The sequence below is a fragment of the Enterobacter sp. Tr-810 genome (assembly GCF_011752765.1).
Taxonomy (GTDB): domain Bacteria; phylum Pseudomonadota; class Gammaproteobacteria; order Enterobacterales; family Enterobacteriaceae; genus Enterobacter; species Enterobacter soli.
The window spans coordinates 53,282-78,243 of the sequence record NZ_VWWW01000005.1; the positions used below are offsets into that span (position 1 = coordinate 53,282).

26 protein-coding genes are annotated in these 24,962 nt (G+C 53.7%); 15 read left to right on the top strand and 11 right to left on the bottom strand.

The window, feature by feature from the left end; all coding sequences use genetic code 11:
• Nucleotides 1–13 precede the first annotated feature (13 nt).
• Nucleotides 14–523, bottom strand: coding sequence for a hypothetical protein (locus tag F3J30_RS15030; RefSeq protein ID WP_166717747.1), 510 nt, complete (start codon nucleotides 521–523; stop codon nucleotides 14–16).
• Nucleotides 524–717: 194 nt separating this feature from the next.
• Between F3J30_RS15030 and F3J30_RS15035 the strand changes: the two genes are divergently transcribed.
• Complete coding sequence (locus F3J30_RS15035; protein ID WP_166717748.1) at nucleotides 718–2,805, top strand: DUF262 and DUF1524 domain-containing protein; 2,088 nt, start codon at nucleotides 718–720, stop codon at nucleotides 2,803–2,805.
• 24 nt (nucleotides 2,806–2,829) lie between these two features.
• On the opposite strand, the gene F3J30_RS15040 is transcribed toward F3J30_RS15035, so the two are convergent.
• Complete coding sequence (locus F3J30_RS15040) at nucleotides 2,830–3,780, bottom strand: HNH endonuclease (protein ID WP_247650591.1); 951 nt, start codon at nucleotides 3,778–3,780, stop codon at nucleotides 2,830–2,832.
• Between the two features lie 506 nt (nucleotides 3,781–4,286).
• Here F3J30_RS15040 and F3J30_RS15045 point away from each other — a divergent pair.
• The gene (locus F3J30_RS15045; protein ID WP_166717749.1) at nucleotides 4,287–4,742 is read left to right on the top strand and encodes a SymE family type I addiction module toxin; all 456 of its coding nucleotides are present in this window, start codon (nucleotides 4,287–4,289) and stop codon (nucleotides 4,740–4,742) included.
• Nucleotides 4,743–4,791: 49 nt separating this feature from the next.
• On the opposite strand, the gene trpS is transcribed toward F3J30_RS15045, so the two are convergent.
• Nucleotides 4,792–5,790: a tryptophan--tRNA ligase gene (gene trpS, locus F3J30_RS15050; protein WP_166717750.1), complete on the bottom strand. Its 999-nt coding sequence runs from the start codon at nucleotides 5,788–5,790 to the stop codon at nucleotides 4,792–4,794.
• Nucleotides 5,791–5,988: 198 nt separating this feature from the next.
• On the opposite strand from trpS, the gene fosA reads away from it, so the two are divergent.
• A complete protein-coding gene (fosA, locus tag F3J30_RS15055) occupies nucleotides 5,989–6,411 on the top strand; it encodes a FosA/FosA2 family fosfomycin resistance glutathione transferase (RefSeq protein WP_166717751.1) in 423 nt (140 codons plus the stop codon).
• On the opposite strand, the gene F3J30_RS15060 is transcribed toward fosA, so the two are convergent.
• From F3J30_RS15060 to F3J30_RS15075, 4 genes are read right to left on the bottom strand one after another with little or no spacing between them, the layout of a single operon-like run.
• Nucleotides 6,408–7,217 carry a GNAT family N-acetyltransferase gene (locus F3J30_RS15060; RefSeq protein ID WP_166717752.1) on the bottom strand — a complete coding sequence of 270 codons (810 nt, stop codon included), beginning with the start codon at nucleotides 7,215–7,217 and terminating at the stop codon, nucleotides 6,408–6,410. The two genes, fosA and F3J30_RS15060, sit on opposite strands and share 4 nt — an antisense overlap.
• Nucleotides 7,218–7,275: 58 nt before the next feature.
• Nucleotides 7,276–8,142 (bottom strand): hypothetical protein, encoded by an 867-nt coding sequence (locus F3J30_RS15065; protein ID WP_166717753.1) that lies wholly within the window; start codon nucleotides 8,140–8,142, stop codon nucleotides 7,276–7,278.
• Nucleotides 8,143–8,169: 27 nt separating this feature from the next.
• Complete coding sequence (locus F3J30_RS15070) at nucleotides 8,170–9,078, bottom strand: GH25 family lysozyme (RefSeq protein WP_166717754.1); 909 nt, start codon at nucleotides 9,076–9,078, stop codon at nucleotides 8,170–8,172.
• A gap of 23 nt (nucleotides 9,079–9,101) precedes the next feature.
• Nucleotides 9,102–9,902 (bottom strand): hypothetical protein, encoded by an 801-nt coding sequence (locus F3J30_RS15075; protein ID WP_166717755.1) that lies wholly within the window; start codon nucleotides 9,900–9,902, stop codon nucleotides 9,102–9,104.
• Between the two features lie 237 nt (nucleotides 9,903–10,139).
• On the opposite strand from F3J30_RS15075, the gene F3J30_RS15080 reads away from it, so the two are divergent.
• Nucleotides 10,140–10,745, top strand: a complete 606-nt coding sequence (locus F3J30_RS15080; RefSeq protein WP_166717756.1) for an ATP-dependent Clp protease proteolytic subunit — start codon at nucleotides 10,140–10,142, stop codon at nucleotides 10,743–10,745.
• Nucleotides 10,746–10,772: 27 nt separating this feature from the next.
• Here F3J30_RS15080 and F3J30_RS15085 read toward each other — a convergent pair whose 3' ends face one another.
• Complete coding sequence (locus F3J30_RS15085; RefSeq protein ID WP_166717757.1) at nucleotides 10,773–11,069, bottom strand: SH3 domain-containing protein; 297 nt, start codon at nucleotides 11,067–11,069, stop codon at nucleotides 10,773–10,775.
• A gap of 203 nt (nucleotides 11,070–11,272) precedes the next feature.
• Between F3J30_RS15085 and F3J30_RS15090 the strand changes: the two genes are divergently transcribed.
• Nucleotides 11,273–12,394: a cupin domain-containing protein gene (locus F3J30_RS15090; protein ID WP_166717758.1), complete on the top strand. Its 1,122-nt coding sequence runs from the start codon at nucleotides 11,273–11,275 to the stop codon at nucleotides 12,392–12,394.
• Nucleotides 12,395–12,649: 255 nt separating this feature from the next.
• On the opposite strand, the gene F3J30_RS15095 is transcribed toward F3J30_RS15090, so the two are convergent.
• Nucleotides 12,650–14,065 (bottom strand): PLP-dependent aminotransferase family protein, encoded by a 1,416-nt coding sequence (locus F3J30_RS15095; protein WP_166717759.1) that lies wholly within the window; start codon nucleotides 14,063–14,065, stop codon nucleotides 12,650–12,652.
• A 176-nt stretch (nucleotides 14,066–14,241) separates the two neighbouring features.
• Here F3J30_RS15095 and F3J30_RS15100 point away from each other — a divergent pair, with 176 nt between their 5' ends.
• Nucleotides 14,242–14,403 carry a DUF1127 domain-containing protein gene (locus F3J30_RS15100; protein WP_166717760.1) on the top strand — a complete coding sequence of 54 codons (162 nt, stop codon included), beginning with the start codon at nucleotides 14,242–14,244 and terminating at the stop codon, nucleotides 14,401–14,403.
• A 40-nt stretch (nucleotides 14,404–14,443) separates the two neighbouring features.
• Here the strand turns inward: F3J30_RS15100 and F3J30_RS15105 are convergent, their stop codons facing one another.
• On the bottom strand, nucleotides 14,444–15,832 hold the full coding sequence (locus F3J30_RS15105) for a PLP-dependent aminotransferase family protein (protein WP_166717761.1): 1,389 nt from the start codon (nucleotides 15,830–15,832) through the stop codon (nucleotides 14,444–14,446).
• Nucleotides 15,833–15,934: 102 nt separating this feature from the next.
• Between F3J30_RS15105 and F3J30_RS15110 the strand changes: the two genes are divergently transcribed.
• Nucleotides 15,935–16,414, top strand: a complete 480-nt coding sequence (locus F3J30_RS15110; RefSeq protein WP_014068724.1) for a carboxymuconolactone decarboxylase family protein — start codon at nucleotides 15,935–15,937, stop codon at nucleotides 16,412–16,414.
• Here F3J30_RS15110 and F3J30_RS15115 read toward each other — a convergent pair.
• Nucleotides 16,401–17,303, bottom strand: coding sequence for a LysR family transcriptional regulator (locus F3J30_RS15115; protein WP_166717762.1), 903 nt, complete (start codon nucleotides 17,301–17,303; stop codon nucleotides 16,401–16,403). The two genes, F3J30_RS15110 and F3J30_RS15115, sit on opposite strands and share 14 nt — an antisense overlap.
• A 99-nt stretch (nucleotides 17,304–17,402) precedes the next feature.
• Here F3J30_RS15115 and F3J30_RS15120 point away from each other — a divergent pair, with 99 nt between their 5' ends.
• The 8 genes from F3J30_RS15120 to F3J30_RS15155 all read left to right on the top strand — a co-directional run bounded on the left by F3J30_RS15120 (nucleotide 17,403) and on the right by F3J30_RS15155 (nucleotide 24,817).
• Nucleotides 17,403–18,818, top strand: coding sequence for an aldehyde dehydrogenase family protein (locus tag F3J30_RS15120; RefSeq protein ID WP_166717763.1), 1,416 nt, complete (start codon nucleotides 17,403–17,405; stop codon nucleotides 18,816–18,818).
• Between the two features lie 135 nt (nucleotides 18,819–18,953).
• Nucleotides 18,954–19,277, top strand: a complete 324-nt coding sequence (locus F3J30_RS15125; RefSeq protein ID WP_166717764.1) for an antibiotic biosynthesis monooxygenase — start codon at nucleotides 18,954–18,956, stop codon at nucleotides 19,275–19,277.
• Entirely contained in the window at nucleotides 19,270–19,668 is a 399-nt protein-coding gene (locus tag F3J30_RS15130; RefSeq protein ID WP_166717765.1) for an amino acid-binding protein, read from the top strand. Before F3J30_RS15125 ends, F3J30_RS15130 begins: the two co-directional genes overlap by 8 nt.
• Nucleotides 19,640–20,335 (top strand): winged helix-turn-helix domain-containing protein, encoded by a 696-nt coding sequence (locus F3J30_RS15135; RefSeq protein ID WP_166717766.1) that lies wholly within the window; start codon nucleotides 19,640–19,642, stop codon nucleotides 20,333–20,335. The genes F3J30_RS15130 and F3J30_RS15135 overlap by 29 nt, the downstream gene beginning before the upstream one ends.
• A 147-nt stretch (nucleotides 20,336–20,482) precedes the next feature.
• Complete coding sequence (locus F3J30_RS15140; RefSeq protein ID WP_166717767.1) at nucleotides 20,483–20,950, top strand: MarR family transcriptional regulator; 468 nt, start codon at nucleotides 20,483–20,485, stop codon at nucleotides 20,948–20,950.
• Between the two features lie 2 nt (nucleotides 20,951–20,952).
• The gene (locus tag F3J30_RS15145) at nucleotides 20,953–22,017 is read left to right on the top strand and encodes an HlyD family secretion protein (RefSeq protein WP_166717768.1); all 1,065 of its coding nucleotides are present in this window, start codon (nucleotides 20,953–20,955) and stop codon (nucleotides 22,015–22,017) included.
• The gene (locus F3J30_RS15150; protein WP_166717769.1) at nucleotides 22,007–23,074 is read left to right on the top strand and encodes a DUF2955 domain-containing protein; all 1,068 of its coding nucleotides are present in this window, start codon (nucleotides 22,007–22,009) and stop codon (nucleotides 23,072–23,074) included. The genes F3J30_RS15145 and F3J30_RS15150 overlap by 11 nt, the downstream gene beginning before the upstream one ends.
• Before the next feature lie 69 nt (nucleotides 23,075–23,143).
• A complete protein-coding gene (locus F3J30_RS15155) occupies nucleotides 23,144–24,817 on the top strand; it encodes a hypothetical protein (RefSeq protein WP_166717770.1) in 1,674 nt (557 codons plus the stop codon).
• Nucleotides 24,818–24,962: the final 145 nt, after the last annotated feature.

The following is a 24,962-nucleotide window of genomic DNA, read 5'->3' on the forward strand; positions in this document are numbered from 1 at the left end:
TTGTAAAACAACTTTACCGTGAGAACCAATCAAGTTTTTTGATCAATTTCGGTTGTTCTATTCCATATATATCATTGTATGTTAAATTTAATTCTAACATCGACAGTTCAGAACGAAGTGTTTGTCGCAAATGCTTTTCAGTCTGATCAAAACTAGCCTGTAAGAGTATCAACTCTTTGTCTACAGCAATTATTCTTTCATCAATATTATCAGTAAAACGCTCCCAAAGGATATTGAGCTTAATTTTACTTATTGCATCCATTATTCGATCATGGCTATTACTTGCATCTTGCGTTAAAAATTCTTTTACGATCAATGGCCCTGTTCCTTGGTTTTTTATTTTAATAAAGATAACGTCTTCATAATCACCTATCAAGAATTCTGCTAATGGCTTTACCGATAGTTGGTTGTGCTTTTGCTGATGTAGTTGCGCCTTGTATGCAATGAATAACGATATAACTGAGGTTATCATTGCACAAAATGAGACAATAAGTTCAGATTTTCTGGCTATTAGATCGAGCATGTGATTACATTTCCCTTTTGTGAATGTTTATTGATAAGGCATATAAATGCATTTTTAAGTCAGGTTTTTATTCAAGTCAGTTAATTTTACTTAAGTTACCATATTGGGTTAAATAAAAGCTTTAGATAATATCCCTGAAAAGAGGTAGATTGTCACTATCAGTGGAGTGTAGTCGAACAACAAGGAACATAGGGATGAAGGCTAAAGAAGCCAAGCTACTCAACTTTCTGCATACAGCACCTCAACTCGTAATACCTATCTATCAACGACTCTATTCGTGGAGCCTGAAAGAGTGCGAACAACTGTGGGAAGACATCATTCGTTGTGGAAGGGATGAAGATAACCAGGGTCATTTCATAGGTTCAGTCGTTTACATCGAAAATGGTCTCTATTCAGTGACATCGCAGTCGCCGTTGCTGATTATCGACGGTCAACAACGTATTACGACAGTCTCTTTGTTGATTGCTGCTCTGGCCGAAGCTGTGGGTGATCTGGAACTTATTGAAGGGTTCAACCAGGCCCAATTACGAGGGTTCTACTTAACGAATCCTCTCCTGTCTGGGGAGAAGCGTTACAAACTCATTTTGTCATTAACTGATAATGAGACCCTGCGCGCTATCATCGATGGTAAACCTCTGCCTGAAACGAGTTCGGTAAGAGTGAAAGAGAACTTCGACTTTTTCAGGGAAAAACTTCGGGACAAGGTGTTGCTGGAAACAGTATGCAAGGGTTTAGGCAAGTTGATTGTGGTTGATATTTCTCTGCAACGTGGAAATGACAACCCACAACTTATTTTCGAGAGTATGAACTCTACGGGGAAAAAACTCAGTCAGGCAGATTTGATCCGTAACTACATTTTAATGGGGCTTGAAACTGAGCGTCAGACGAATTTGTATAATGATCACTGGCGTAGGATGGAGCTGTTGTTTGGGCAGGAAGCCTACTCTGAACAGTTTGATGCCTTTATGCGCCATTATCTTACTGTCAAAACGGGTGATATACCTAAAATTGACGATATCTATGAAGCATTTAAACAATATTTTCATCAAACAAAAAAATCTGTTGAATGCATTTTGGCAGAAATACATCAATATGCTGGTTACTATTGTTCCATTGCACTTGGTGCTGAAAAGAACAAAGAGCTAAAAAATGTGTTTCAGAACATCCGTGAGCTTAGAATGGATGTTGCTTACCCGTTGATGCTTGAGTTATATGATGATTATAAGCATGATAAATTATCTGTTGAAGATTATTCTGAAGCTTTGCGGTTGATGGAGAGTTATGTATTTCGTAGAGCAGTATGTTCTATACCAACTAACTCAATGAACAAAACTTTCGCAGGGCTTAGTAAAAATTTTGATAAAGAACGTTACCTGGAAAGTATTAAGGCTTCGTTCATTTTACTACCATCATATAGACGTTTTCCGGGTGATGAAGAATTCATTCGAGATATACAGACGCGGGATTTATATAATTTCAGGAGCCGTAGCTATTGGCTCAGGAGGCTTGAAAACCATAAGCACAAAGAGCCGATTTCCGTAGAAGGCTATACAATTGAACATATTCTTCCTCAGTGTGACAATAAGCAGGAGAAAGTTCCGGTATCATGGAGAACGGAACTTGGTGATGAGTGGCAACGTGTATGGGAAACTCGCCGCCATACCCTCGGTAACTTGACGTTAACGGGGTATAACTCTGAATACAGTAATCGTTCATTTAGTGAAAAACGTGATATGGATGGGGGATTCAAATATAGTCATTTGCGCCTTAATGATGGATTAAGTGCTCTGGATAGCTGGAACGAAAGTACAATCTCTGCCAGGGCAGAGAAAATGGCGATCCTTGCGAGTGATGTCTGGCCAAGTGCTAAGTTATCAAGTGATATTTTGGCTCATTATCATCCGCAAGTGGATGCAAATACAGTTTATCGCTTTGAAGATCATGCCCATCTTGCGAAAGAAAATGTTAATGCACTATTTGACGCATTTCGAAAAGCAACGCTAGAGCTTGATCCCTGTGTGACAGAAGTATTCTTAAAACTTTATATTGCTTATAAGGCCGAGGTTAATTTCGTAGACGTTGTTCCTCAGGCAAAACGATTGCTACTTATTCTTAATATCCCTTATTCTCAGGTTAATGATCCAAAGGGCATCTGTAGAGACATTACTGGTCTTGGCCGTTGGGGGAATGGTGATGTAGAGGTTGGTTTCGAGAAATTAGACGAATTGCCATATGTGATGTTTCTCGTGACACAGGCATTTGAGCGTCAAATAGATAACTAATATATATAATATTGAGGGCTGTTTTCAGCCCTTAAAAACAAATTCCCGGTGCCATGACAAATAATCGAATGATAGTTGAGGTAACTCGATGATCTTCTGGGGTAAGTTCAGCTTATCGCATGTCTCAAAATCAAGATGATTACTAATCAGAACGTCACCTTTATTAGCAAACGTAATCCAACCTGAATCAAAAAGTGTATCGATATGTGCAGCCAGCATGATGCCATTATGTGGATCCAGGCGTTCTTGCGCCGTTCGACAATCCGCCCATGGTTTTATATGGCTTGCTCTGAGCAGCGGTTGAAAACTAATACCGGTTACTGGGCAGGTTGGATAGAGTTTTAAACAACCTGTGCGAAAGGATCCCTGTCCGATTCTTGCCTGGCTCAAGATTTTTCGGGTCGTTTCGCTCAGAGATAAATCATTAGTGATCAGCTCGAGATCCTGCTTAATCAGATCAAATTGGTCGATCGGATTATCAACTACTACAGGTTGTTTCGGTGTTTCAAAACCAAGCTCACAGGACAATGCAGAGTGAATGTCTTCAGGCAAATATTCTTCTAGTATCTGCTGCGCCAAGGTATCGATTAACAACGTTTGATGTTGTACTAACGAAAATGATGAAACATCAAAACCTCCGGCAACATTATGATCTAAAACCATTTGTAATGCCGGTTCAACAGGGCTTTCCAGAAAGTTAAGGTTGTCGCTGTCCAGAACCCAAAATCCGTCATTTTTCAGGCGCCAGAAAGGCATGAGAGTTTCGTATGTTCTACGTTTAGGCCCATACTTTTTCAGCAACTCCTTGAGTTGCGGTTGTATTTCTGTCTGAAAATGAAACAGCTGTGCGTGTCCCTTTTTGTACTGAGAAAGTACATACAGAACCAGTAAAGGCTTATTCGGTGCTGGGAAATTGCCATACCAGGCTGTTTTCATTTCAGCGATTTTTTGACTGAGAGATTTTGCTATGGTCATGGTTCTGTTACAGGAGTCAGTAGAATTTGCGATGATGCTCGCAAAAGCTCGGTTAATCAACCTACTAACTTCTCACTTTCAACTAAGCAAGTACCAGCAGATGCTACCTTCGACTTAAAAATTTTACCCTGACAGACTCCACTCTACACACCATCTATTGCGGTTCTTACTAGTGGTCCTCCAGTACTTTGCTACTCTTCATCAACGATATGCTCATTAGGTGCACCCACGTTCAACAGATTATTCAGTCTTTCACTACCATTGCAGCTCTTGCACAAAAATACCACCAGACCCCCAAACCCTATTTCCTGAATCCTCCTCGCATTTCCCAAATTTACCCACCGCAAAACCGCTGTATTTATATTCAGCTCTGTATAATAGGCAGCAGAAATTACGCCAGACGGCAAAGGAAGTATCAAAGGGAAATAAATGAAGGAATTCGCGATATGAAGGTGCAGCAACACCCTCATACCGCTAACCACAACCAACTATCCTAGGAGTTGAAAATGGCTGCGACGAATTTTAAGCCAGAGTTTACTGTTTGCAAAACAGAATCAGACGCTTTTACCGGCGTGATTGAAAACCACGAGCTGGTACGCAAAAACAGTGCCCGCCGTCTTCACGGCAACCAGACCCGTAGCGCGCCTGTCCATCCAAGGGCGGAGACGCCGCAAGCGAGTTCGGCCTGCTGCGAACTCTATTCACGGGTGGACAATAATTATCTTCCTCTTGAGGGGGAGTGGTTATCCCGGGCGGGTTTTATTAACGGGATGCCGGTCAAAATCCGGGTGATGAAAGACTGCATTGTGATTACGCCACAGCATACAAGAGAATTATGGGGATGCCTGGATGGTATGAGTGTGGTGAATATAAATAAGCAGAAAGTCGCGCAGTGGTTAAAAACATTTCCAGGCGTTTTAAATGATACCGGCGATATTCCGGTGATTAAGCGTAACGCCTGATAAATATCCCGGCCGGGTGCCGGGATTATTTTTTAATTTCAGACCACCTTCAAAACACCGGCACCCCCAGCCCCATCTTCACCTCTCGCAGTGTCCCCTGCGTCACTCCCTGAGCCCGTTCCGTTCCGCGTTTCAGCATCGCCATCAATTCCCCCTTGTCCTGCATATACATCGCCCGCCGCTCGCGCATAGGGGCGATCAGCTCCTGCAAGCACGCTTCCAGTTCGTTCTTACACACCCGGTCACCCAGCCCGCCCGCCTGATAGTGCGCCTTCATCGTGGCAACCTTGTCTTTGTCCGGATGAAACGCGTCGAGGTAAGTAAACACCACATTCCCCTCAATCTGCCCCGGGTCGTTCACCTTCAGGTGGTTAGGGTCGGTGTACATGGCGCTCACTGCGCGGTGGATGGTCTCTTCGCTGGCGGAAAGGTGCAGCGTGTTGCCGAGCGATTTCGACATCTTGGCGCTGCCGTCGATGCCGGGCAGGCGGCTGGTGTCGCTCAGCATTGCCTTGCAGTGGCGCAACACCGGGGCGGGCAGCAGGCTGTTCATCTTGTGCACAATCTCGTTGGTCTGTTCAATCATCGGCAACTGGTCGTCGCCCACGGGCACACATTCGGCCTTAAACGCGGTAATGTCCGCCGCCTGGCTGATGGGGTAGGCCATAAAGCCGACCGGCAGCGAGCGGGCAAAGCCTTTCTGCGCGATCTCATTTTTCACCGTCGGGTTACGCTCCACGCGGGCAACGGTGACGATGTTCATATACAGCATCGTCAGCTCGGCAAGGGCGGGCAGGGCGGATTGCAGGCAGATGGTGGTCAGGCTCGGGTCGATGCCCGCGGCCAGATAATCGGCCAGTACTTCAGGAATGTTATCGCGGATCTTCTGCGGGTTGCTGCCGTTGTCAGTCAGCCCCTGCAAATCGGCAATCAATACGAACTGGTTGTGCGTCTGTTGCAGCGCCACGCGCTGGCGCAGTGAACCGACATAGTGACCAAGGTGCAGCGGGCCGGTCGGGCGATCGCCGGTAAGAATAGTGGTGCTCATAAAGACTCCTTAACGTATCAATGCCGAAAGGGGTCTTTAAAACATAATAGCCGCCTTTCGGCGGCTATCTGAAAATAGAGAAAACAACTCCAGGCCGCCTTAAGAAGGCTGCCACCAACGGTTTACGGTGAGCACGGCGTGGTTTATGTTCATCTGGTTACCGTACCATGTCTCACACAAAAAACAACAGGGCATGTCATGCTGCAATCGCTCAACCACCTGACCCTCGCGGTCAGCAACCTGCAAAAAAGTCTGACCTTCTGGCACGATGTACTGGGCTTAACGCTCCATGCCCGTTGGAATACCGGGGCGTATCTCACCTGCGGCGATCTGTGGCTCTGCTTGTCTTTCGATGAGACGCGCCGTGTCGTGCCGCCGCAGGACAGTGACTATACCCATTACGCGTTTAGCGTGGCGGAACAGGATTTTGCACCGTTCTCGCGTAGGCTTGAACAGGCGGGCGTCACCGTCTGGAAGCAGAACAAAAGCGAGGGTGCATCGTTCTATTTTCTCGACCCGGACGGGCACAAGCTGGAGCTGCACGTGGGCAACCTCGCCGCACGGCTGGCGGCGTGTCGGGAAAAACCCTACGCAGGGATGACGTTCTATCCGCAGGGCTAATCCTGCGTCATCTCAAACTGGGTGATTGCCAGTGGCTGATACCCGGCCGAGGCAAACAGCGGAGCAAACCGCTCAGGTACGGCAACGGGCGTGCAGATGCCTGGATACAGGGCGCTGAGATTTTGCAGCATCCGTCGCGCGTGACCCTGGCCACGCGATCCCGGCTCCACAAACAAGAACCGCAGCAGCGGTTTCGTGTTGTGCGTGGTGATGGCGGCCCAGGCTCCGGCGCCATCGCTGATAATTTCACAAGGCATCAGGGGCAGCGAAAGCGGATCAAGCTGCCACGGCGTGCGTTCACCGGGGGCTGACCACACCGCCCGCAGCAGGTCGTTAAGCGTGGCTTCGCGAAGCTCCCCGTTCATCCGCACATCTGTTGTTTCGCCTTTAAAGCCCCACAAACCCTGAGATACGCGAAAACCCAGCGCTTTATACAAGGCGATCGCGGCCGTATTTTCGTGGATCACTTCCAGATAAAACGGGCTGATACCTTTGGCTTTCAGCGTGGTGAACAGTGGTGTCAGCATTCCTCGTGCCAGCCCTTTGCCACGGTATTCTGGGAGGATGGCAAACGCACCCAGCCGTGCCGCACCTGCACGGCGCATAATCAGGGCGATGGCTACAGGCTCGTCGCCACGAAGCCAGACGCACGAGTCCTCATAACTTAACCCTTCAGAGCCAAAACGCAGGGCAAAGGCTTCGGGCGTCAGCGAAAACGGGACGAAATAGTCCTGAAAGCAACGCTCCAGAATGTCGGTAAGAATGGCGGCACTAAAGTGAAGAGCGCTCACGGCGGTCAGTTCCATTACCATTGCCCTGTGTCGTGGGGAGACAATCAGTGTAGTGGAAGCTCCGCGTTCTTTCTCACTGAACTTCCAGCGTTTTTAGCTCATCGGTGATGGCTTTATTGCGTTCAACAAGCGAATCACACATCGCCTGATCCGTTTTTTTACCGCTACAGTAAATGTTCATCTGCGCGTTGTTCAGCAACATGCGGTTGTTGAGAGTATTGATTTTGTTTTCTGTCGGGTTTTGTGTGCCATTCGCCAGCGCAAGGCGTAACCCTTCCATAAACGAACAGCTGTTGTGATAGGCCATAAAGTCGTTCAGGGCGCGGCTAAGCGGGTAATCTTTCATGCTGTCGGTTTTTAAATGCTGGACGATAGCCACCGCTTTGGTGTTGCGTGTTTGCTGGATTTTGGTATCCACGGCAGTGACGATCATCTGCTTATAGACCACTTCGTTGACCAGCGATCGTTCTGAATTAGAGAACATCGCCAGCGCCGAGAAAATAGATTTGCTGACCGTTGGCGTCACCACGGTGGCAACGCCGGCGAACAGGCTGGTGAGGGTGCCGGCGGAAATATTAAACATCGCGTCATTGCCATAAATGCTCCGGCGATGGGCCAGGCAAACCTGCTCCGAACCGGTCATCAGGGTGTAAATGGCATCGTTGCGCTGGGCCTGGCATCCCTTTTCATCGTCGACGGCAGTCCCTGCATTGGCACATTCTTTTGTGATAATGGCATCCCGATCATTGAGGTCAGCGGGCTTTGTCGTGCCTTCCGGTACAGCTGGCGGGTTGAGCAGGATCTGCATCAGCGTGTCAGACGTCGTCGTGATGGTGCTATCCACCTCAGGGCTGGAAAACCCCTGATACAGAGGGTTGTTCTGGACGCAGCCTGCCAGGAGCAGGCCGGAGAAGAAAACTAACCCAATGTGTTTCACCATGATAGCGCCCCGGGCGGATTCGTGGAGTCACGATGCCCAATGAGATTTGAGATCTGCCAGCGTTCCCGGGAAATAATTGCAATCCAGGTGACCACGCGAATTACCAGGAATGCCGGGAACCGTGCGACATCCCGCCGGGCCCGTGGGGCCGTCCGTGTATTGCCAAAGCCAGTAGTTATCCCAGTGCACCGGCAGAGTAGGATGCGCGCCATACTGCGCGAGCCATAAACGATGGCCGTGGTAGAACGCATCGCGTGTTGAACCCAGCGCTTCCCGTAGCAAATTGCTGCCGTAAATCACCGGGCGGCGATTCAGTTTTGCAAAGATAGCGTCACTAAAGTCCCTTACTCCCTGGGCCGTCATTTGATTACCGGGAGTGGTTTCAAAATCCAGGGCAACCAGCGTGTTCTGATCCGGGTTGGCATAGGTTAAAAAATTGTCCACCTGCTCCGCGATGTTTGCCGCTGTACCCCAGTGATAGGCTCCCCACAGCAGGCCTGCGGCCAGGGCATCACTCCTGCGATTATCGTATTGATCGTCCCGGCCTTTCCTCCCGGTGGTGGCTTTATGGATCACCGCCGCCAGCCCGGCATTTTTCGCCTGTTGAAAACTGGTCACACTATCCCCGTGGTAAAGATCCACCACCAGGGGAACAGGGCTTAAGTCGATGCTGTTTTCCTGAAGGGGCGCGGTAATACTGTGCGCCGAAGCGGGAGTGCAGGCTCCGGCCCAGATAAAGGTGCTGATGGAAATGCGATACCAGTGGGCATTACCTTCAAAGGCATCGCCAATGACAGCAGCCAGAACCGCCAGCGTTTGCCCGGCGGCCAGCTTTTGAACCACCGGTGCCTGGAGCGACGGTGCGCCCTGGCGAACATTGACCAGCACGGTGGTTGTCACACTGCCTGTTAAGGGAATTTCAGGATAGTTGCTCATCGCTACCTCGCACGCAGTCTGTGTTAACCCGCACCGGATGACGTTGTGTTGTTTGTTGAGGGAGGCGGCGTGGATGCATCACCGTGCGGCGCAGCTTTATAGGCAAGGTATCCCGCATGGCTAATGCCCAGCAGCCAGGACATGTGGTCGGAGACATCAGGGAAGGTGTTGAGTTCTGCCACGGGGTGGGAAAAAAAGTCCCAAAGCGACATTCCGTATATCGCTAACAAAATAAACGTGATGACGAACTGCTGTATTTTTCCCAGATCAGCCGAACCCGCATTGGTATTTTCCTCGCCACGAAAAAGATCCAGCCAGCTGGCCAGCTCAGCGCTTGAGAAAGAAAAGATTTTCCCGGCAGGAATAATGTCTTCTACCGGTTTATTCAGCGCCTGAGAAACCTGCTGTGCAGCCTGAGCGGTGACATTATTATCGGCTTTGGCATTTAAAATGGCGGGCGCCGCCGCCAGTGAGGTCAGTGATATCCCCATAATGGCCAGCAAAGGCTCATTCAGCGTTATTTCGAGTGGGTCTGGTATATCTCCCCGGATCCTCAGCAATGCTGCGGTATATATCGCAGACAAAATCAGCATGGACCAGCACAGCGCCTGTAATTTAGACAGGCTCAGACGGTTGCGGTAATCAATAAAAATGCCATTGAGGCGGCCATTGATGGCATATCCAACCCCCATACAAAAAATAATCATCGCGACGAGCGTCAGGAGCCAGGCAAACTGTTGGTCTTCGATAATGACCGGTGCAGCAATAAATAAAATCAGGCTACCGAGGATCCAAAATAACGTGCCAGAGGATGCTTTAGGCATACACCATACCTTTTTCATAACAGGCGATGTTAATACCCTACTCGGCAGGCATTTTTCCGGCTGTAACAACAAAGCATGAAATAAAAAGGGTTTTTCATGCTTAAGGCTGAAAGGGGATTATCTTCGATCAGGCCTTTATTGGCGGCTGCGCGATGGATCCTGATATGGGGCTGAGGACTTTGACCTATAAAACAGGCTACACTCTGCTTTTGAGCGCTAAATGCTGAGGAAATAACAATGCACTACACCATGAAAGAAAGCGACAACAAAGATAAAGCGGAAGGGACACACGGCGCGGGCGCTTTACAGCAGAAGTTGCTGGATTCCCGTTCGATTGTTATCTCCGGCGAGATTGACCAGGCGCTGGCCGAGAAAGTGATCACTCAGCTGATCCTGCTGCAAAGCATCAGCAACGATCCTATTAAGCTGTATATCAACAGCCAGGGTGGCCACGTTGAAGCGGGTGACACCATCCATGACTTCATCAAGTTCATCCGTCCGGAAGTATACGTGATCGGCACCGGTTGGGTTGCCAGCGCGGGGATCACCATCTTCCTGGCCGCGAAAAAAGAGCACCGTTATTCACTGCCAAATACCCGTTTCATGATCCATCAGCCGCTGGGCGGTGTACGTGGTCAGGCGACGGATATTGAAATCGAAGCCCGCGAAATCATCCGTATGCTGGATCGCGTGAACAAGCTGATTGCTGACGCTACCGGTCAGCCGCTGGAAAAAGTGAAAAAAGACACCGACCGCAACTTCTGGATGTCTCCGGCAGAAGCGCTGGATTACGGCATTGTGGGTAAAATGATCACCCATTATGACGATCTGAAGCTCGATTAAGCCTCACCCAGCGCCCGGCAACGGGCGCTATCTCACCTCAAACACCACCGCCATCCAGTTCACCCTGTTATTTTCCGGAAACGCCGGATAGGGATCGAGCCGCGTACAAGCACCCGCCCAGATAAACGTATTCTCATCAATGCGATACCAGTGTGCATTGCCTTCAACGGCATCGCCCACCACCGCTCCCAGAACCGTGACGCGGCTTCCCGCGGGCAGTTCACAGGCGACAGGCGAGAACACGGATGGATTATCCCTGCGCGTATAGACCCCCGTGGTGGTCTTCACGTTGCCCGTTGCCGGGAATTCAATGAAATCGCTCATCTCAGGCCTCATGACACGCTCTCTTAAGGTAACGATATAAGTCGCTGTAAATCTGGCGCTCACGATAAAGCGTGAAACTGCCAGGCTGTGTCATACGAATGGCTGAATGTGGCGACTTTTTACCCCCCTTTGACCCACGACAAGGCAACCCGGCTTCGGTTTGCGCATAATCGCGCCTGTTTACCTTTTCACTGGTGCTAACCATGGCGTATCAACTGAACCTGAACTGGCCGGAATTTCTTGAAAAATACTGGCAAAAACAACCCGTTGTGCTGAAAAATGCCTTCCCGAATTTTGTCGATCCGATTACGCCTGACGAGCTTGCAGGTCTGGCGATGGAGCCGGAAGTCGATAGTCGTCTGGTGAGCCATTTCAACGGTAAATGGCAGGCCAGCAATGGCCCGTTTGAGCATTTCGACGATCTGGGCGAAACCGGCTGGTCACTGCTGGCGCAGGCGGTGAACCACTGGCACATGCCGGCGGCTGAGCTGGTGCGTCCGTTCCGCGTATTGCCGGACTGGCGTCTTGATGACCTGATGATCTCTTTCTCTGTACCGGGCGGTGGCGTTGGCCCGCATATCGATCAGTACGATGTGTTTATCATTCAGGGAATGGGAAGCCGCCGCTGGCGCGTGGGGGATAAGCTGCCAATGCGTCAGTTCTGCCCGCATCCGGCGCTGCTGCACGTCGATCCTTTTGAGCCGATCATCGACGAAGATCTGGCCCCGGGCGATATCCTTTACATCCCACCTGGATTCCCGCACGACGGTTTTACCCATGAAACCGCGCTGAACTACTCCGTGGGATTCCGCGGGCCAAACGGCCGCGATCTGATCAGCAGCTTTGCCGATTACGCCCTGGAAAACGATCTGGGCGGCGAGCATTACAGCGATCCGGATCTGACCTGCCGCGAACACCCAGGCCGTGTGGAGCAGTACGAGCTTGATCGTATTCGCCAGATGATGATCGACATGATCAGTAAACCTGACGATTTCACGAAATGGTTCGGCAGCTTTGTCTCTACGCCGCGTCACGAGCTGGATACTGCCGCTGCGGAACCACCGTATTCGCCAGAAGAGGTGCTTGATGCCCTTCAGGGCGGTGAAACCCTCACCCGTCTGAGCGGGCTGCGTGTGCTGAATATTGGCGGCAGCTTCTTTATCAACAGTGAGCAGCTGGAAACGGTGGATGCAAACGCTGCTGATGCGCTGTGCCGCTTCACCAGTCTTGGGCAGGCTGAACTCGGCGCGGCATTGCAAAATCCGGCGTTTGTGGAAGAACTGACAGACCTGATTAACCAGGGTTACTGGTACTTCGAGGAGTAATCCTGACTGTGCCTGGTTTTCTCCCTCTCCCTGTGGGAGAGGGCCGGGGTGAGGGCATCAGGCCGCACAAGGTAAAAGCAAAACGGCAACCTCGGTTGCCGTTTTTAGTGTTTTCTCCCTCTCCCTGTGGGAGAGGGCCGGGGTGAGGGCATCAGGCCGCACAAGGTAAAAGCAAAACGGCAACCTCGGTTGCCGTTTTTAGTGTTTTCTCCCTCTCCCTGTGGGAGAGGGTTGGGGTGAGGGCATCAGGCCGCACTATGCCTCCATCGCAATATGGATCGCCTCGCCCATTTTTTTCAATGCATCGCGATTTTTATCTGTTGGCGGCAACGCCACGTTGATCCGCAGGCAGTTGCGGTATTTCCCGGATGCGGAAAACAACGACCCGGCTGCGGCCTGGATTTTCAGGCGGCACAGCTGCTTACTCACGCAGACCATGTCCACTTTTTCCGGCAGCTCCACCCACAGTAAAAAACTCCCCTGTGGGCGCGTCACGCAAATTTCTGCCGGGAAAAACTGCCGCACCCAGCAGGTGTAGGTTTCCATATTCTGCTGATAAATCTGGCGCATTCGCCGCACATGCCGGTGGTAATGCCCGTCACGGATAAACACCGCCACCGCCATCTGCGTGCCCGGCACGTTAAATCCGCCTGCGGCATATTTCATGTGCATCACCCGGTCGTAATAACGCCCCGGTACAATCCAGCCTACGCGCAGCCCTGGTGCCACGGTTTTGGTAAACGAGCTACACAGTATCACGCGGCCATCAATATCAAATGAGTGGATCGTTCGTGGTCGCGGATACTCTGCCGCCAGCTCGCCGTAAATATCATCCTCAACTATCGTGATATCGTGGCGTTGTGCCAGCGCCAGCACCTGGCGTTTGCGCGCCTCTGGCATGATAAATCCCAGCGGATTATTGCAGTTGGGCACCAGGATCACCGCCTTGATGGGCCACTGTTCCAGTGCCAGTTCCAGGGCTTCAATGCTGATCCCCGTTTCAGGATCGGTCGGGATTTCAATGGCCTTGATGTCATACCCGCGCAGCATCTGCATGGTGCCGTGAAACGACGGAGACTCCACCGCCACAATATCTCCCGGTTTGCACACCGAGAGCAGGGCAATCGACAGCGCGCCGTGGCAACCGTTGGTGATCACAATCTCGTTGGGGGCAACGGTTGAACCACCGTCCAGCATCAGGCGGGCAATTTGCTCACGCAGTTCAAACCGCCCGTCCAGCACGTCGTAGCTCAGCACATCGCTGGGGTTGTGCTGCACAATGCGGCTCATTTCCCGCCACAGCGGTTTCAGGCTCGGCTGGTTCAGGTCTGGCGAGCCGCCGCCAAAAGAGATCATCTCTTTGTCGGCACGCGCGTCCAGCAGCATCATCACTTCATCCCACTGGGTGACATCCACCGGGCGCTGCACCGGGCGCGTCATCGCCGGAACGGGGGGCTGGGCTTTGCGCTGCGAAACAAAATAACCGGAACGTGGCTGTGGGGTAATGAGTTGAAGGTTTTCGAGGATCTGATAAGCCTGCTGTATGGTGCTGATACTGACGCCGTGTTCCTGGCTCAGGGCGCGCACGGAGGGCAAACGCTCGCCGCTGCGATACAGCCCTTGTTCAATGCGTTCGGCCAGAATATTGGCCAGATGTTGATAGCGCGTCATGCTGTATCCTCTTTTTACACCATACAGATTGTCAAACCAGTACAGATCGCCGCAAAAAACGACATTCAGATTCTGTTTTAGCGGATCTGTATGTTAAATAAAAGTTGTTTTTGAGTCTGTATTGCATACACCGATTTCCACGATGATAACCCCACTGGCACAGCGAGGAGAACATCATGGAATTTCACGAGAATCGTTCAAAACGTCCGTTTATTGCATTTGTCTGGATTTGGAAAACGGTGAAGAACTGGTATCGCATCAACCGTACTCGCCGCATTTTGAGCCGCATGAGTGATGAACAGCTCAAGGATGTTGGGTTGTCGCGGTTTGATGTGTAGATCGTAGGCCGGGTCAGGCGCAGTCGCCACCCGGCGATTTTTAGCCCAGCAGCTCAAGCGTCTGCTGTTTCGGCCGTTCCAGCAAATCCAGTGCTTCCTGATACGTCCGCACGTTGTTATAGCCCATCACCAGTCCATAGCGTTTGCCCGACCCACGATACCACTCGGAAAGCGCATTCACCTGTAGCTGGTGCTGTTGCCAGCAGCGCGCCACCTCGCGATCGCCGCTGCCTTTGGATAAAAACGCCACAATGTGCATTCCGCCGTCGTTCTGCTCGGTGAAAAACAGATCGCCGTACACCTCCTGCAAGGCAGCGATCATCCAGTCACGGCGGATCTGATACAGCGCGCGCATCTTTTTGAGATGGCGGAAAAAATGCCCCTCATTCAGGAATGTGGTCAGGATTTTTTGCGTGAGTACCGGCTGGCCGCTGGTCACGATGTCGGCGCAGTCGGTAAACGCCGCCACGGTGCTGGCGGGCATCACCACATAGCCCATACGCAGTGACGGCATGATGGTTTTACTGAAGGTGCCCATAAAGATCACCCGGTCGTGCTGGTCGAGGCTTTTCAGTGATGGCAGCACCTTGCGGGTGTAGTGAAATTCACCGTCGTAATCATCTTCGATAATCCACGCCTCGTTCTGGCTTGCCCAGTCGAGCAGCTGCTGTTTACGCGGCAGAGAGAGTGTGACTGCCAGCGGGCTCTGGTGTGATGGCGTGACGATAGCAAAACGGGCATCGTGATGGTGGCGCAGCAGGTATCCGGTATCCATGCCCGAACGATCGACCGGCACGGTGTGCAGACGCGGGACGATGCGCTTGAGCAGCTGTTGCCCCATAAAATAGCCAGGGTCTTCAAACACCACTTTGTCGCTGCGGCTGGCAAGGGTATCGAGGATCAGGCGCAGGCTGCCGCTATAGCCACTGGTGATCAGCACCTGCTCGGCGGTGCAGGACAACCCGCGCGAGATATTCAGGTAACGGGCAATGGCCTGGCGCAGCGGATACCAGCCCAGGACCGGCGGGTTGAGCATCTCTTCCTGGCGCATGGAGCGGGTCGCCTGGCCTGCGAGCAGCAGCCATTTCTTGTACGGAAAGCTGTCGAGCGCCGGGATGCCCGGGCGTAAAAATCCACTGCGTTCACGCTGGCTAATCAGTGATTCCGGGAGCGTGCCGGTGGCCTGTTCCGCAGGCGCGTCGTGCCCGGGTAACAGCAGGTCAGGATTTACCCGCGTGCCGCGTGCGCCCTGGCTGACCAGATACCCTTCTCCGGTGAGAATGGCATAGGCCGTTTCAACCGTTTTGCGCGCCACTTTCAGCTCTTCGGCCAGCACGCGGATCGCGGGCACTTTGTCGCCGGGTTTCAGCACGCCGCGCGTAATGTTGTCGCGGTAGCGGGTATAGATATCGTGATAGCCCGGCTTCATGTCCTACCTCGTTTTGTGGTTTTTGTATCTTTTTACTATGTCATGAACGGCGTAGATTTACCTCATCGCATTACCTGGGCCGCATACAAAAGAGGAAAGACTATGAGCACTCGCGTTAACCACCATAAAGCTACACCTGCACTCGCAAAAGCGCTGTCCGACCTGAGCATGGAAGTGGCAAAAACCTCCATCGACCCGGCGCTGAAACACCTGATTGATATCCGTGTTTCTCAGCTGAACGGCTGTACTTTCTGCCTGGACATGCACTCGAAAGAGGCCAAAATTGCCGGCGAGCGTGAGCTACGCCTGTACCATCTGGCGGCATGGCGCGAATCCCCGCTGTTCAGCGCCCGTGAAAAAGCCGCCCTGGCGTTTACCGAAGCGTTGACCCAGATCGGTGTTCACGGCGTGAGTGATGCCCTGTACCGCAGCGTGGCGGAGCATTTTTCCGATGTCGAAATTTCAGAGCTGAATTTCGCGATTGTGGCCATCAACGCCTGGAACCGCCTGGGGATCACGTCCCGCATGGAGCCCGGCTCGCTGGATGTGGCGTATGGCCTGAATAAGGCTAACCTGGAGTAATTCCGCGCTCACGTACCAGGGCGACGAAAGCCCGTAGCCCGGGTGGGACATGGCGATGCCCGGGGTAGTAAAGACGCAGTCCGGCAAAGGGCTGCGTCCAGTCTTCCAGCACGCTCACCAGTTCCCCGCTTTCCAGCTCTTGCCGGATATAAAGTTCCGGTAAAAATCCCACTCCCAGGCCGGCTTTCACGGCGCGTATTGATGCAAACAGATCGGATGTGGCAAAGCGTGGCGGAACCGCCAGAGCATATTGCTCACCACGTCGCTCCAGCTCCCAGCGATAAAGCCCGCCGTGAGACATCCTCATGCCAATCCCCTGATGATGCAGCAGATCGTCGGGCGTTTGCGGAATACCGTAACGGGCAAAGTGGTCAGGCGTGGCGACGATTAACTGGCGGATGTCTGGCGTGAGTGCCACCGCCACCATGTCCTGCGGCACCGATTCCGCCAGGCGGATCCCGGCGTCATACCCTTCGGCCACAATGTCGATCATCCGTGCTTCGCTGACCGTTTCGACGCGCATTTTCGGGTAACGCTGCATATAGGCAATTAGCAGATTATCCAGAAACAGCGGGCCAATATTATTGGGAACGTTCAGACGCAACGTACCAGCAGGATCGTCGTTATCACTGTGGATCTCTTCGCTGGCCTGGCGGATCTCCTGAAGCGCAGGCCCCACGCGCGCCACAAACCGTTGCCCGGCATCGGTGAGCGCCACGCTGCGGGTGGTGCGGTTAAACAGGCGTGTTTGCAGGCGACTTTCCAGCCCGGCCACCGCATTGCTCACCGCCGTAGCCGACATGCCCAGCTCCTGAGCAGCCGCGCGAAAGCCTCCACGGCGTACCACGGCCAGTACCACTTCCAGCTCAGTAAGTCCTGAACGATGCATAGATTGTCCTGATAATCGAAACAACCCTTGCAGCATAGCGTGGATTATCGAAACGTAAAAGGCGTGCCAGACTGTGTTCACACAGCCTGAGGAGGCCTTATGCGTCACATCGAACAGATCTTTATCAACGGTGAATTTGTCACCCCGCACGGCACTGAACGTTTTGATTTGTACAATCCGGCGACGGCACAGGTGATTGGCCAGGTGCGTCTGGCGGATGAGGTTGATGCGGAGCGTGCCATTGCAGCCGCCAAAGCGGCGTTCCCGGCGTGGGCAAACACCACCCGGCAGGAACGTATTGCGGCGCTGAAGCGGATGCACGCGGCGGTTGTTGCCCGCCACGACGAACTGCTGGAGGCCATTATCGAGGAGTACGGTGCGCCCGCGTCGCGTTCGGCGTGGATGGCCAGTTACCCGGCGGATGTTATCGCCCAGGCGATCGATGCACTGGAATCCTTTGCATTTACGACCACGGCAGGTGCAGCCAGGGTGCAGATGACGCCGCTTGGCGTCGCTGGGCTGATCACCCCGTGGAACAGCGATGCAGGTTTTATCTGCGGCAAACTGGCGGCCGCACTGGCGGCGGGCTGCACGGCGGTTATCAAACCCAGCGAGATGAGTGCCCTGCAAACCCAAATTATCACTGAGGCGCTGCGCGATGCCGGATTGCCGCCGGGCGTGTTTAACATTGTGACCGGGCGCGGCGACACGGTGGGCGAGACGATCAGCCGCCACCCGGATGTGGCGAAAATCTCCTTTACCGGCTCTACTCACACCGGAAAAGCCATTTTGCGTAATGCCGCGGAAAGCTTTAAGCGTGTGACGCTGGAGTTAGGCGGTAAATCGCCGACGATCATGCTGGATGACGTTGATTTAGCGCAGGCGGTGCCGCTGGTGATTCAGGCGGGTTTCATGAACAGCGGGCAGGCCTGTGTTGCCGGAACCCGTATTCTGGTGCCGCAGTCGCGTAAAGCGGAGATGGAACACGCGCTGGCACAGGCTGTTGCGGCGGTGCGGTCTGGCGACCCGCGTGACAGCGCCACCGAGGTGGGGCCGATGGTCAGCGCAAAACAGTGGCAGCGTGTTCAGGGGTACATCCGCAAAGGGACAGAAGAGGGCGCGCGCCTGCTGGCGGGCGGTGAAGGGCGACCAGAAGGTACGCAAGATGGCTGGTTTGTCCGTCCCACGCTGTTTGCCGATGTGAATAACCAGATGGCGATTGCCCGCGAAGAGATCTTCGGCCCGGTGCTGTGCGTGATCCCCTATCGCGATGAAGAAGAGGCGATCGCCATTGCGAACGATACCGACTACGGCCTGAGCGCGCTGGTGCTGGGCAGCGATGCCGGGCGTGCGCAGCGGGTGGCGGAGCAGATCCAGTCCGGCCGGGTGCTGGTCAACACGCTCGCCCATGAGCCAAAAGCCCCGTTTGGTGGGTTTAAACATTCTGGCGTGGGCCGCGAGATGGGCACGTGGGGGATCAGCGCGTTTATGGAGCCGAAGTCGATCCTGAGCTAAAACCTGCCCGGTGGCGCTGCGCTTACCGGGCCTACTCGGGCCAGCGCTCTCCGGCAACAACACTTCGCCATCCACCGAAGCATCCCGTTCTTCCTTCCTGCATTCTCTCCTTAACACCACAACGGAGAGACCATCATGATCGCAGTCCTTTTCGAAGCCAAAGCGGAACCTGCACACCAGGCGCGCTACCTGCAACTCGCGGCTGAACTCAAACCCCTGCTGGCCGATATCGACGGATTTATCGATATCGAACGTTTCCAGAGCCTGACCAACGACGGCAAAATCCTCTCCCTCTCCTGGTGGCGGGATGAAGAGGCCATCCGCAACTGGAAGCACAACGAATACCATCTTGCTGCACAGCAGGAGGGGCGGGCGTCGATTTTTACCTTTTATCGCATTCGCGTTGCGCAGGTGGTACGGGAATATTCCTCCGAAACCGGAGGACACGCTGATGTATGACATTCACGTGATTTTCGAGAATGCCCCCGGTGAACTGGCGCGTTTCGGGCAACTGCTCGGGAGTAATGGCGTGGGGCTGGAGGGCGGCGGGGTATTTGGCGTTGATGCACATTTTCTGGTGGAAGAGGGGGAGAAAGCCCGGCGCGTGTTGCTGGCTGCCGGATTCCGGGTGCAGTCGGTAACAAAACCGTTGATCCGTAAGCTAAAACAGGAGCGCCCGGGGGAACTGGGTGAGATTGCCTCCGCGCTGGCAGTGCAGGGGGTGTCTATCCTTACTCAGTACAGCGACCATGCGAATCACCTTATTCTGCTGACGGATAATGATAAGCTGGCCGCAGAGATAACCGAACCCTGGGCTGCCGATGTTAAAGACCCAATTACCTCCCGATAACAGCGCTGCACTGGAGCAAGCCGTTGCTGCCGTGGCGGCGGCGATGGCCGATCCGTCGCGGGTAAAAATGCTCTGTGCGCTGATGGACGGGCGGGCGTGGACGGCTACCGAGCTGAGCACGGCGGCAGATGTTGCACCGTCGACCGCCAGCGGGCACCTCGCCCGGCTGGTGGAGGGAAGGCTGATTACCTGCCTGTCTCAGGGCAGGCATCGCTATTATCACCTTGCAGGGCACGACGTGGCAGCGCTGGTTGAGCAGATGATGGGGCTTTCCTGGAGCCGCATTACGCCGCCGGAAACCACCGCGCCAAAAGGCATGCGCGAAGCCCGCACCTGTTACGACCATCTTGCCGGAACCGTGGCGGTACAGATCTATGATTTTATGCAGGCGGAAGGCTGGCTGGAGGCAGACGGTTCAGCGCTCACGCTGTATGGCCGTGAGCAGTTCCTGAAACTCGGTATTCTGTTGAGTGCTCATCCCCGTCGCAAGGCCTGCTGCGCCTGCCTGGACTGGAGCGAGCGGCGGTTTCATCTGGGCGGTGAGGCTGGCGCGGCGCTGCTCACGCATCTGGAAAACAAAGGCTGGATCCAGCGGGTGGCGGGGTACAGGGAAGTGGTGGTGACGGCATCCGGGAGGTCTGCCGTCAGGAAGTATTTTAGTCGCTAAATACCTCTGCGCTCTGGTGCCCCTCACCCCAGCCCACAGGGAGAGGGAGAACGTCGCTTTCGCAATTCTTGCTCTTTCACCTCTCGTTTCTTGATACTTACCCTGATAACTATTATCTTGCTCCTGTGAGATGAGAGGACTCCCCCTATGAGTGAAGACGATCTGTTTAGCCGCCGGCCAATGGGCATGAGAATGGCGATGATCGTGCGTCAGTGGCGCGCAGTGATTGACGATGCCATCGTCGATACCGGGTTAACCCAGTCGAGCTGGACGGTGATGATGCAACTTCAGCAACTGGGGGATAACGTCTCTGTCAGCGAGCTGGCGGAAGTGCAGGGCATTGAACTGCCGCCGCTGATGCGCACGCTCACCCAGCTGGAAAAGCAGGGCTATCTGCTGCGCACCACATCGCCTTATGACAAGCGCATCCGGTTGTTAACGCTGACCCCTGAGGGCAAGGCTATCCTGAAAACGCTTACTCAGGTGATAGAAACCTTCCAGGCCCGTGTCTCGCAAAATATCGCACCTGAACATATCGAGATTTTCAGCGCCACTTTGAATCAAATCGCCTGCAATTTGCGGACAATCCGCGAAGAAGATAACAAGACTGAATAACCATGACTCCTGAACAGAAATTTGCCCGCTGGGTAAGGGTGAGTATTGCCTCTTTCCTGCTGATGTTTGTCTATTTTATCCTCGCCGATATCTGGATCCCGCTGACGCCGGACTCCACCGTAATGCGCGTGGTCACGCCCGTGTCGGCACGTGTCTCCGGCTATGTCGCGGCGGTGCATGTGCACAACAACAGTCAGGTGAAGAAAGGCGACCTGCTCTTTGAGCTTGATGCCACGCCGTTTCTTAACAAGGTTGAAGCGGCGCAAATTGCGCTGGAACAGGCGCGTCTGGCTAACGACCAGCTGGATGCCCAAATCAGTGCCGCGCAGGCCAGCCTGAAAACGGCCGAGCTGACTGCCCGCAACGATAAAGTGACGTTTGAGCGCTACCAGAAACTCAGTACCTTACAAAACGTCTCCCAGTCCGATCTGGATAACGTGCGGACCACCTGGCAGAGCAGCGAGCAGTCTGTCAGCTCGTTGAATGCCAATATCCGCAACCTGCGTATTCAGCGCGGTGAGCGGGATGAGCACCGCAACGTCACACTGCAAAAATACCGCAATGCGCTGGATGACGCGGAGCTGAACCTCGGCTGGACGAAGGTCTACGCCGAAGCGGACGGCACGGTCAGTAACCTCCAGCTCAGCCCGGGATTTTATGCTTCGTCGGGCTCTGCTGCGCTGGCACTGGTGAACAACCAAACCGACATCGTGGCGGATTTCCGTGAAAAGAGCCTGCGTCATACCCATCAGGGAACGGACGCTGCCGTGGTGTTTGATGCCTTCCCGGGCCAGGTTTTCCGCGCCCATGTTGCCAGTAGCGATGCGGGGATCTTAGCGGGGCAGGAAGCGGTGAACGGCGAGCTTTCCGAGCCAGAAACCTCTAACCGCTGGGTGCGTGATGCCCAGAGAATGCGTATTCACCTGGCGCTGGATGAGACGCTGCCGAAGCATCTGCCCACTGGCGCGCGTGCCACCGTACAGCTCTATAACAGCGAAGGCCCGTTTGCGCGCTTTTTCTCCGGGATGCAGATCCACCTGGTGAGCCTGCTGCACTATGTCTATTAGCACTCTGGCGCGGGTCTTTACCCCGCACGACAACATTGTCTACACGGCAAACGACTTTCGCCAGACATTGCGCATCGTCTTTGCCGGGATGATTGCGCTCAGCATCTCCAGTTTTTACAACACCAGTTACGGCGTGTTTTTTGTCGTTTATCCCATCATGCTGTTGTCGCTGGTGCCAGTATTTAACCGCCACGTGGCGAAGCAGTTTATCTTCAGTGCGTCGTTAAATTGCATCGAAATGGTGATTATCATCGGTTATTTGTCGCAATGGCCGCTGATCATGACTCTGGTGGTGTTTGCCCTGTACGTGATGCGTTTTCGCTTTATGAGTAAAGGGCCGCTGTTCCTGTTCGGCTCAATGGGCGTGGTGTGTCAGAGCGTAATGCTCAATTTTATGAGTTACCCCACAACGAACTGGCACACGCTGATTTTTTCCAACATCGAAGCCAGCGTGATGGCGGTGTGCCTGAGCGCGCTGATGAACTATCTGCTGCCGGACGTTGAACCCCGCAGGCCGCCACCGTTGATTGAGAAAGACGATGCCCGCGTGCGCCACGAGTCGCTTCTTTCCGGAACCGTGGCGACGCTTATCTTCGTGGTTTTTCAGATTAGCGACCTGAGCGACTCTCTGTCGGCTCTGATGGCCGGGATTTTGATCCTGTTCCCGATGCACTATCGCGGTTCGGTCATGAGCTCTATCTGGCGTGTGGCAGGCGTGGTGCTGGGTTGTCTCTATATTCTGGTGGTGCAGCTCATTCTTTACGATCATAGCAGCCACATGCTGCTGATGATGCCGCTTATCGGCCTGGGGCTGGCGTTTGGCGCGCGTTTGCATGTGATGGAGAAAGTGGGCGCCGGGGTGGGCTTTGCCAGTATCACCACCATCGGCATTATGTTCGGGCAGAACATGCACCCGGACAGCGACCTGGTCTTTAGCGACCTGTATCGCATCACCTCCGTGACCTTTTCACTGGTCGCCACGCTGACGCTGGTTTTTCTGGTGCATCTGATACTTAACTGTTTTGCGCCAACGCGATACGTGATCCGCAATACGTGACACACATATTTATTTCGTTCTGTGCTATCACTGTCGGCCGGTTAATCTGGCGGCAAAAGGAACGGATGAATGTGGCAGACGCGAGCGCTTGAGCTAAATAATCAGGCTTACTGGAACTGGGAAAAGGCCTGCGAGCTGGTCGACTACGCCGTCGCGCATGATTTCAATACCGTGATTGTCGGGCAGGTTGATCTGTTCGACAAACTGGTTTCCCCCAAAGGTTACACGCCGCACCATTACAACGATCGTCTCTCAAGCCAGCAGCGTGCCCGCTGCGTGTATCTCAACCGCCTGGGGCTGTTGTGCCAGCAGAAAGGGCTGCGATTTTATCTTCAGGCGAAAGAGTTCAACTTCCCGACCGATCTGTTGCTGGCACACCCGCATCTGTTTGAAGCGGGCCAGGGCGTGCGCTTTGACGTGGACTTCTGGTGCGGCTATCTGTCTGAAAAAGTCTCCCTGATTTGCCAGCGCATTCCCTCGCTAAACGGCCTGCTGGTGGCCATTTCCAATACTGACGGGCTGTTGCCGATTTCGCGCCCGAACTGGGAACTGTCGGCGCAGGATGATGAAAGCCGCGCGAAACGCGATGATGAACGCAGCTGTTCGCTCTACAGCCGCTGTTTCAATGCGCTATCCCGGGCGATGCAAAACGAGGATAAACATCTGGTACTGCGCGTGTTTCCGGCCGGGAATCACGATCTCGGTAACGTGCTGGAGGCCATCCGCCCGCTGCCCGAAAGCGTGAGCGTGTCTATCAAACTGACCCCGGAACGCTTCTGGCCGTCATTCCCCAATAACCCGGCGCTGCTGGCAGTGCGCGAACGCGAAGTCTGGGCGGAAATCGATCTGGTGGGTGAAGAGGTGGGCTGGGGCATTTTTCCCTTCCCGCGCATTGACGAACTCCAGGGGCGGTTGCTTTGGTGTCGCAGTAATCCGGCTATCCGCGGCGCAGTATGCAAAACCAGTTGGGAAGGGGTCGATAACCACTGGATTATCGGCACCCTCAGCGAGTGCAACCTGGTAGCCTGTAGCCAGATGCTGATGAGCGACGGTGCTCACCAGACCCAGGCGCAGCTGCTGACGCACTGGCTGGACGAATGCTACGGCTGGCGGCCGGACGAGCAGACTCTCGGCACGTTCCAGTCCTTGCTGGAGCAGGCCGGGCAGGTGCTTTATCAGGCCATCTATGTGCGTGACCACGTTTTTCATCGCCACAGCCAGGTGCCTGAAAGCTATGGCCAGGCGGTGTGGAGCCTGTTTGGGCAGCTAAACCGCAACCACTGGCTGCCCGGCTCTGAGCGTGATGTCTTCTTTAGTGCCAGCGATGTTGAGGCTTCTGCGGCCTCCCTTTCACGTATTGCGAAAGAGAAAGACGACGCGGGGGCGGCATCTGCCTCCTTGCGTGAAGAGGCGTTACGTTTTGCTGAAACCGCCGCGTTCCCGTGGGCGCTTAAACAGCGCTGGCTGGAAGAGTGGCAAGGACTGGCGCTTTATTGCCACCTGTTTTTACACGCCCAGAAGGCTTTCTTCACCCTGCGCTTTGCCCGTGAGGTGGAGAACGGCTGGAGCATGAGAGAGATTTGCCAGATCAATATTCAGGAGCTGTATCGCTGTGCCTCCGAAATGGAAGATTACTGCGCGAAACACGCGGAGGCTTCCCCGGGGCTGCATGTGCTGTTCGATGCCTCCCGGGTGCGTGCACTGGCCGACAGCCTTGGCGATGAGCTGAAAGGACTGAAGTAGTTTGATGCGCGTCACATAAAAATCCCGACCGGATATTTTTGTGTGACGCTTCTCGCATCACACCTTTCCCTGCCCGCAAATAGCGTGACGCATGTCACGCGACATTCCTGACCTCTTCCCGCTTTGTGAGTGACCAGGCAGATCG